General features: G+C 50.0%; 6 protein-coding genes and 1 pseudogene. 6 read left to right on the forward strand and 1 reads right to left on the reverse strand.

Annotation, left to right across the window (positions count from 1 at the left end):
- The first annotated feature begins 3 nt into the window (after nucleotides 1-3).
- From KVT36_RS26530 to KVT36_RS26540, 3 genes are all read left to right on the forward strand, one after another.
- Nucleotides 4-3,216 (forward strand): efflux RND transporter permease subunit, encoded by a 3,213-nt coding sequence (locus tag KVT36_RS26530; RefSeq protein ID WP_217606468.1) that lies wholly within the window; start codon nucleotides 4-6, stop codon nucleotides 3,214-3,216.
- A gap of 14 nt (nucleotides 3,217-3,230) precedes the next feature.
- Nucleotides 3,231-4,313 carry an efflux RND transporter periplasmic adaptor subunit gene (locus tag KVT36_RS26535; RefSeq protein ID WP_217606469.1) on the forward strand — a complete coding sequence of 361 codons (1,083 nt, stop codon included), beginning with the start codon at nucleotides 3,231-3,233 and terminating at the stop codon, nucleotides 4,311-4,313.
- Between the two features lie 215 nt (nucleotides 4,314-4,528).
- On the forward strand, nucleotides 4,529-6,106 hold the full coding sequence (locus tag KVT36_RS26540) for a hypothetical protein (protein WP_217606470.1): 1,578 nt from the start codon (nucleotides 4,529-4,531) through the stop codon (nucleotides 6,104-6,106).
- A 126-nt stretch (nucleotides 6,107-6,232) separates the two neighbouring features.
- Here the strand turns inward: KVT36_RS26540 and KVT36_RS26545 are convergent, their stop codons facing one another.
- Nucleotides 6,233-7,045 carry a phosphatase PAP2 family protein gene (locus tag KVT36_RS26545; RefSeq protein WP_254640215.1) on the reverse strand — a complete coding sequence of 271 codons (813 nt, stop codon included), beginning with the start codon at nucleotides 7,043-7,045 and terminating at the stop codon, nucleotides 6,233-6,235.
- Between the two features lie 235 nt (nucleotides 7,046-7,280).
- On the opposite strand from KVT36_RS26545, the gene ureA reads away from it, so the two are divergent.
- The 3 genes and pseudogenes from ureA to ureC form a co-directional block, all read left to right on the forward strand.
- Nucleotides 7,281-7,583, forward strand: a complete 303-nt coding sequence (gene ureA / locus KVT36_RS26550) for an urease subunit gamma (RefSeq protein ID WP_089911112.1) — start codon at nucleotides 7,281-7,283, stop codon at nucleotides 7,581-7,583.
- Nucleotides 7,584-7,618: 35 nt separating this feature from the next.
- Nucleotides 7,619-7,993 (forward strand): urease subunit beta, encoded by a 375-nt coding sequence (gene ureB / locus KVT36_RS26555; RefSeq protein WP_089911115.1) that lies wholly within the window; start codon nucleotides 7,619-7,621, stop codon nucleotides 7,991-7,993.
- Nucleotides 7,990-8,427 (forward strand): annotated as a pseudogene (gene ureC, locus KVT36_RS26560) (urease subunit alpha); the annotation flags it as partial. The gene ureB and the pseudogene ureC, both read left to right, overlap by 4 nt.

The following is an 8,427-nucleotide window of genomic DNA, read 5'->3' on the forward strand; positions in this document are numbered from 1 at the left end:
ATTATGGTAAGGGCTGCTTTAAAAAGACCCATTACGGTGCTGGTGCTGTTCATAGGCTTACTGCTGTTTTCAGTAGTGGCCATCCGCAGCATTCCCATCGATATTTTTCCCAGGCTTAACCTGCCTACCATTTATGTTATAGAATCTTACGGCGGTATGTCGCCGCAGCAGATGGAAGGTTTTTTTGCCACCCGTATGCAGGACCAGTTCCTGTACGTTAACGGGATAAAGGATATTGAGAGCAAGAACATCCAGGGCTTAACAATGATCAAGCTCTCTTTTTACGAAAACACCAATATGGCGGAGGCCTCTGCGCAGGTAGCCCTGCAGGTGAACAGGTCCATGAAATTCTTTCCGCCAGGCGCCCTGCCGCCGCAGGTAGTGCGTTTTGATGCCTCTTCATTGCCGGTAGGCGAGCTGGTGCTGGGCAGTAAAACAAAATCCCTTAAGGAAATTTACGACCTGGCCGCTACCCGCATCCGGCCACTGTTTGCAACGGTAAAAGGCTTATCCGCACCGCCGCCTTTTGGCGCCAACTCCAGATCAGTGATCATTAATGTAGACCCGCAGAAATTAAGGGCCTACAATGTTTCGCCGGATGAAGTGGTGAGCGCTATTGCCAAAAATAACCTCATGACCCCTTCCGGCAACCTCCGTGTAGGCAACCAAATGTACGTAACCAGCTTAAACTCGCTGGAAGACCAGGTGAAAGACTTTGAGGATATTGTGGTGGCCTCCAATGGCAGCAATTCGGTATTTATACGGAATGTAGCCCGGGTGGCGGATGCCGCAGACGTGACGGTAGACTATGCACTCATCAACGGCAAACGCTCCATATACATTCCTGTTGTAAAAACCGCGGACGCCTCTACCTGGGAAGTGGTGCAAAACCTGCGCTCAAAACTGCCGGAGATGAAGGACCTGCTGCCGGACGATGTGGATGTGAAATACGAGTTTGACCAGTCTGTGTTTGTAATGAACGCAGCCAAAAGCCTCATGACAGAAGGCATACTGGGCGCTATTTTACCAGGACTGATGGTGCTGCTGTTCCGGGGCGACTGGCGCAGCAGCCTGCTGGTGGTCATTACCATTCCCGTAGCTGTGCTGAGCGCCGTGCTGTTCCTGCACCTGTTTAACCAAACCATTAACATAATGACGCTGAGCGGCCTGGCGCTGGCCATCGGCATACTGGTAGACCAGGCAACGGTAACCATTGAGAACATTCACCAGCACCTGGAAATGAACAAGCCTAAAAAGCGTGCGGTGCTGGATGCCTGCATGGAAATATCTTTCCCTCTGCTGCTGATATTGCTTTGCATACTGGCCGTATTTGCGCCGGCATTTATTATGAACGGCGTGCCCAGGGCCATGTTCCTGCCCCTTTCGCTGTCCATTGCATTTGCCATGATCATTTCCTTTATAGCAGCACAAACACTGGTACCGGTAATTTCCATATGGCTGCTGAAAGAAGAAATGTTCCGGTACCGGCACTCCGGTATACATGCGCATGCAGGACTGGCGCTGAACGAGCAGGAGATGAAAGAGGTACAGCACCATAGCAAGGAAGAAAACACGCATGGTGAGGAGAACGGCTTTTTTCAGCGCTTAAAGACAAAGCTTGGCCAACGCCTGGATAAATGGATGCCCAAACGCAAGCTGATCGTATGCATATACCTGGTGCTGGTAGTAGCTTTGGCGGGATTTTGCTTTATGGTGATAGGGAAAGACCTGCTGCCCAAAAACAATACAGGACAGCTGCAGCTGCGCATAAAGGAAGATGATGGCACCCGGCTGGAGGTAACAGAAAGAACCGTGAAGGATGTGCTGAATATTGTAGATGTTACCGTAAAAAACCACGTAGAAATAAGCTCTGCCTATGTGGGCATTGTACCCAGCAGCTATGGCACCAGCAACCTGTATGTATTTAACAGCGGCACACACGAAGCAGTGATGCAGATAAAGCTGGACGACGACTATAAAACCAACATGGATGATCTGAAAGACCTGCTGCGGAAAAACATACATGCTAAGTATCCGCATTTAAAACTTTCCTTTGAGCCCATTGAGCTAACGGAGAAGATCATGGCACAGGGCGCCGCCACGCCGATAGAAGTAAGGGTGGCTGGGAAGAACTTCAGTAATATAAAGCAGTATGCACAGCGGCTTACAGGCAAGCTGGAAAAACTGCCTTTCCTGCGGGATGTGCAGATAGCGCAGCCGCTGGCTTTCCCGGTCATCAATATCAACATTGACCGTTTCAGGCTGGCGCAGATGGGCTTAAGCCTGCAGGATGTAGCAAGAAGCATTACAGAAGCCACCTCCTCCAGCCGCTTTACAGAAAAGAACCAGTGGCTGGATAAACGGGTAGCCTATACATACCAGGTACAGGTGCAGGTACCGGAATATATTATGAATTCACTGGAGCAGCTGCAGTCCATTCCCCTGGTAAACGGGCATACACGTCCTGTGCTGTCTGATGTGGCAACGCTTACACCGGATACACAACCCGGGGAATACGACCGCCGCGGCCCGCGCAGGTTCATTACCGTAAGCGCAAACATCTACAAAAAAGATCTGGGCACGGCTACTGCTGCCGTACATAAAGCAATTGCCGAAATGGGCACACCACCACCCGGGCTGGTGCCAGAGGTAAAAGGCATGTCGTCCCTGCTAACGGAAACACTGGGATCTTTGCAAACCGGTTTGGCCGCCGCCATTGTGGTGGTGCTGCTGTTGCTGGCAGCCAACTACCAGTCTTTTGGCCTGTCGCTTAGCGTGCTGTCAACCGTACCGGCCGTGCTGCTGGGCTCTATGCTGTTATTGCTGGCCACCGGCTCCACGCTGAACCTGCAATCATATATGGGCCTTATCATGTCTGTAGGCGTGTCTGTGGCAAATGCCATATTGATCGTTACCAATGCCGAAAATCTGCGGCTGGAATATAAAGATCCGTTCAAAGCAGCATCCGCAGCAGCCAGCATCCGCTTACGCCCTATTCTTATGACCAGCCTTGCCATGATAGCAGGTATGATACCTATGGCCAGCGGCCTGGGCGAATCCGGTGATCAGTCGGCCCCGTTGGGAAGGGCTGTGATAGGCGGTTTGGCGGCATCTACCCTGGCGGCGTTATTCATTGTGCCGCTGGTGTATGGCTGGGTGCAGCAAAAAACATCTTTTAATTCCGTTTCCCTTTTGCCCGAAGATTCCAATCAATAAACGTGTATAACACCATGAAACAATATATCATCATCATTACATTGGCCGGCGGCTTGTATGCCTGCGGGTCCAGTACCGCTACTGAAAAAAAGGAGGCCGCCAAAACCGCTGTTGCGCATTATGAACTGGCGCCGGTTAAAAAAGAAGGCGTATCAGAATCTATTAAACTGCCTGCGCAGTTAACCGCCTACCAGGAAGTAAGCATTTTTCCCAAAATAAATGGTTACGTGCAGGCCGTACTGGTGGATATTGGCGCTAAAGTGCATAAAGGCCAGCTGCTGATGACGCTGCAGGATCCTGAGCTGGAACACACCAGCGTACAGGCCCGTGAAAAATATGCACGCGCCCAGGCAGATTATACCATCAGCAAGGAAAATTACAACCGCCTGCTGGAAGCCTCTCAAACCAAAGGCGCCATTTCACCGATGGACCTGGCATCTGCCAAAGCCAAAATGCAGGCAGACAGCTCCCTGTGCAACGCCGAAAAAGCCAGCTGGGATATGGAAAAAGCTATTCTCAGCTATTTGCAGGTAACCGCGCCTTTTGATGGCGTGATCACGGAAAGGAACGTACATCCGGGCGCGTTAGTTAGCGCTGCCGGCAGGGAACAAAAACCCATGCTGGAACTGAAGCAGGTAGACAAGCTGCGTTTGCAGGTGGATGTACCGGAACATATTGCCTACTCACTAAAGGATAAAACCCGTATGGACTTTTACCTGAGCGCTTTTCCGGGTAAAAAAATGTCGGCGGAGATATCAAGAAAGTCGGCTAACATTAACGTTGCTTACCGGATGGAAAGGGTGGAGATGGATATTCCAAATACAAACGGTGAGCTAACCCCCGGTATGTATGCAGATGTGATCCTGGATGCGGGCGGTAGCAAGGATGCCTTTGCAGTACCCCGCTCAGCAGTGGTTACCTCTACAGAAAGAAAGTATGTGATATTGGTACGGTATGGTAAAGCAGTAAAGGAAGATGTGATCACCGGTAATGCCAGCGATAATAAAATAGAGATCTTTGGCGATTTTCATAACGGCGATGAGGTGGTGGTGAATGCCAATGATGAAATAAAAGAAGGGGAGGTGATTAATAAATGATTAATAAAAGATTAATGGGCCATTAATTTATCACTAATTGAGCAAATACACGCGCAGCAAGGGTTTTGTTGAAAAAAAATCTTTGCTGCGCGTGCTGTTTTCAGCGGTATGTACCTGAAATTTCTCTACATTAGCATTATCCTGTAGCCATGTTTTATTCGTAACCCAACTAAAAATTCCACGCATCAATTACTTAACCTTAATCTTTAGAAAAAATGAAAACCTTACAACATTCAGGTCTGCTGTTATTTATGATCCTGGTATCCGGCTGCGTTAAAAATGCGCTGGAAAAAACACCCACAGACAATATTAAAACAGCAAAACAAAGCGCACAGGCAGCATCACCGGCAGGGGATGTGGTAGGCAAGGTTACTGTGGGCTACCAGGGCTGGTTCTCTGCTGCCGGCGATGGTTCGCCGGTGAACAGCTGGGGCCATACCAATCTTGAAATGTGGCCCGATACCCGGGAATATACCAGCAGTTATTCAGGCACGCCTTTTCCGCAGGGCGGGGTAGCGCAGCCGGGTTATACCGGTAACCTGGGCAATGGGCAGCCTGCAAGAATGTTCTCTTCCTACGATCAGTCAACCGTGAATGTGCATTTCCGCTGGATGCAGGAGAACGGGATAGACTGTGCCGCGCTGCAACGTTTTGCCAATGAAATTACGCCCGGCAGCACCATTAAAGCTCAGCGCGATGGTATGGCCACCCGTGTAAGGAATGCTTCGGAAACCTACGGCCGTAAGTTTTACATTATGTACGATGTATCCGGCTGGGGCAACCTGGCAGCCGTAAAAACCGACTGGACCAACACTATTGCCGGTACGCTCAACCTGCTGTCATCGCCTGCATATGCGCACCAGAATGGCAAGCCGGTAGTATCTGTATATGGGTTGGGATATGCCAGCCACCCATCCAGCGTAGCAGAAGCACTGGACCTTATTAATTTCTTTAAAGCGCAGGGCTGTTATGTAATTGGTTCTGTACCCGGCCAGTGGCGTACCGGCACCGGCGATTCCAAGGCTGGATTTACGGATGCCTATAAGGCCTTTAATATGATCTCCGGCTGGGCTGTAGGCCGTGCGGTGGATGGTAACTACAATGCATGGGTAACCGGCGACCGTGATTTCTGTAATGCAAATAATATGGATTATCAGCCCTGCGCTTATCCCGGTACTGCGTTTTACAACACCAATGGCAGCGCATCACCCAAAAATCAGTTTCCACGTAATCATGGCAACTTCCTTTGGGCACAGTTTGCCACCTTCCGCAATGCAGGCGTGCAAAGTGTATACATTGCCATGTTTGACGAGCTGAATGAAGCTACCTCCATTTTTAAAGTAGCGGAAGATGCCTCTATGATCCCGGCCGGCAAGTATTTTCTTACGCTGGATGCAGATGGGGTACATGTATCTTCTGATTTTTATTTACGCCTGGTAAATGATGGTGGTAAAATGCTGAAAGGGTTAATACCATATACCACCACTGTGCCTACGCCTTTTGTAGTGGGAAATGGTGGCGGCAGTGGTGTAACTTTTTACCAGGATATTAATTATGGCGGCGCTGCGGGCCAGGCGCTGCCTGCAGGTAATTACACATTAGCACAGTTGGCCGCCCTGGGTGTGCCTAATGACTGGGCCTCCTCTGTACGTGTGCCGGCAGGCCGCACAGTTATTATGTATGGGGATGATAATTTCTCCGGCCCTTCCTGGACGCTAACTGCGGATACGCCTGACTTTACTACGCTTAGTGGTAATGCAAATGATAAAGTATCATCTGTAAGGGTACAGTAATAACGGTAATGGCTATAGGTTTAATTAAGAATGAAAAATTAATAATTAATAGGGAGGAAGTACGGAGATGGAGGTAGTTAAAGTGGGTTAGTGGTTAGTAGGTATACGCTTACTAACCACTAACAGTTAGTTCCTTGCAATTACCAGTGAAAGGCCGGTACTACGCCAGGTAGGATCATAGTAGGGCAGCATCAGCATGCGGTTACGCGAGGCATGCGGGTGCAGAAGGCGGTTCACATGCGGGTACAGCACGTATGCCGCCTGTGTGCTCAGGATGCCAATGCCTGCGCCGGCCACTACATCACTGAACCAGTGCCGGTTATTATACATGCGCAGCGCACCGGTTGTGGCCGCAGCAGCATAACCCGCAAAGCCATACCAGGGGCTCACATCCTTATATTCCATGCGCATAAATTCTGCGGCGGCAAAAGCAGTAGCGGTATGCCCGCTGGGAAAAGAAAGGTAGTTGCTGCCATCCGGTCTTTCCTCACGCGTGGCCTTTTTCAGGAAACGGGTGCTGCCGGCCATAATGGCGCAGGAAATACCGTAGATGATAGACCGGTCCCGGAAATTATGCGCGCCTTTAACGCCAACAGCATTCAGCGTATATACCGCCAATGCCGGCGCCCATTGCAGGTGATTATCTATGGTAGTGGTATAATCCGCATGCTCCTGGATCTCAGCCTTGGTGCTGCGGTTAAGCTCTTTCAGCGGATGTGCGGTTAACGCTGCAAATCCATAAGCTACCATACCCGCAGCAACCGACATCCTGAGCCGGGGCGCATGATAGGAAACATCCGGGTTGAGCTTAAGCTGCGAAAAATGATAGTGAACAGTTGTAGGTTGTGCAGTATCAGGCCTGGCTGTCAGTGATTGCGCCTGTCCCGGGAGGGCGCATACACATAAACACGCTGCTACTGTTAGGCAGTGTAACTTCATAAGTATGTGTGCTGAACAAATATGGAATGCTATTTTGTAGACATTCTGTATTGTCCTCTTGTTTACGTTGTAGGTTTCTTTGTTTACGTCGTAGGTTTCTGTTTCGCAATATAAACGTTAGCGGCTAATGGTAAATAGCATGTAAGGGTTATTTCTTCAGACAATATTGGTAAACCTGGATTACTAACTCAAAAAAAAATATTGTACTTTTCTGTCTCTAAATCAAGATCTGTTTATGCATTTAACAGCAAGAGAAACGGAGAAGCTGCTGCTGCACGTAGCCGGCGAGCTGGCAGAAAAACGAAAGGCCAGGGGATTAAAGCTCAATTATCCGGAAGCCATTGCCCTTATCAGCAGCCGCCTGCAGGAAGCTGCCCGCGATGGCCGCAGCGTGGCGGACCTCATGCAGTTTGGCGCCACCATCCTTACCCGTGCGGATGTAATGGAAGGTATTCCTGAAATGATCCATGAGATCCAGATAGAAGCTACTTTCCCGGATGGCACCAAGCTGGTAACAGTGCACCATCCCATCCGTTAGTATACCGGCCTTTAACTATCTAAACAAAACCAACCATGATCCCCGGAGAATATTTCCTGAAAAAAGAGAACATTATTGCCAACAAGGGACGCCGCACCATTATATTAAGAGTGGTGAACACCGGCGACCGCCCGGTGCAGATAGGCTCCCACTGCCATTTTTTTGAGGTGAACCGGCAAATGGCCTTTGACCGGCAGGCTGCCTTTGGCATGCGGTTAAATGTGCCCTCCGGCAACGCCGTACGTTTTGAGCCCGGCGAAGTAAAAGAAGTAGAGCTGGTGGAGCTGGGCGGAGCCAAACGGGTTATAGGCATCAATAACCTGGCACAGGGTATTACCACCGATGCTGCTGTAAAACAACAAGCCCTGGAAAAAGCGCAACAACAACACTTTAAAAACCAATTGCCGTGAGCCTGAATATTGACAAGCACAAATACGTTAGCATGTACGGGCCTACCACCGGCGACCGCGTGCGTTTGGCAGATACAGACCTGATCATAGAAATAGAAAAGGATTACCTGCAGCATGGCGATGAGGGGAAGTTCGGCGGCGGCAAAAGCATCCGCGACGGTATGGCGCAATCCGCCACAGCCCTGCGTGCAGAAGGGGTGCTGGACTTTGTGATCACCAACGTGATCATCATTGACCACTGGGGTATTGTACAAGCAGATATTGGGATTAAAGACGGCCGCATTGTGGGCATTGGCCAGGCAGGCAACCCTGACACCTTGGGTGGGGTACCGCCTAACATGATCTTTGGCGCCTCCACTGAAGTGCATAACGGCAGCAACCTGGTTGCCACTGCAGGCGGTATTGATACGCATATACATTTTATTTGCCCGCAG

Origin of the sequence: Chitinophaga sp. GbtcB8, assembly GCF_019091455.1 — a bacterium.
In the GTDB taxonomy this organism is placed as follows: domain Bacteria; phylum Bacteroidota; class Bacteroidia; order Chitinophagales; family Chitinophagaceae; genus Chitinophaga.

What these genes read in the sequence shown, in the direction of transcription:
- KVT36_RS26545 (WP_254640215.1), bottom strand. Translation starts at nt 7,045, where the DNA reads ATGAAGTTACACTGCCTAACAGTAGCAGCGTGTTTATGTGTATGCGCC.
- KVT36_RS26530 (WP_217606468.1), top strand. Translation starts at nt 4, where the DNA reads ATGGTAAGGGCTGCTTTAAAAAGACCCATTACGGTGCTGGTGCTGTTC.
- KVT36_RS26535 (WP_217606469.1), top strand. Translation starts at nt 3,231, where the DNA reads ATGAAACAATATATCATCATCATTACATTGGCCGGCGGCTTGTATGCC.
- ureA (WP_089911112.1), top strand. Translation starts at nt 7,281, where the DNA reads ATGCATTTAACAGCAAGAGAAACGGAGAAGCTGCTGCTGCACGTAGCC.
- ureB (WP_089911115.1), top strand. Translation starts at nt 7,619, where the DNA reads ATGATCCCCGGAGAATATTTCCTGAAAAAAGAGAACATTATTGCCAAC.
- KVT36_RS26540 (WP_217606470.1), top strand. Translation starts at nt 4,529, where the DNA reads ATGAAAACCTTACAACATTCAGGTCTGCTGTTATTTATGATCCTGGTA.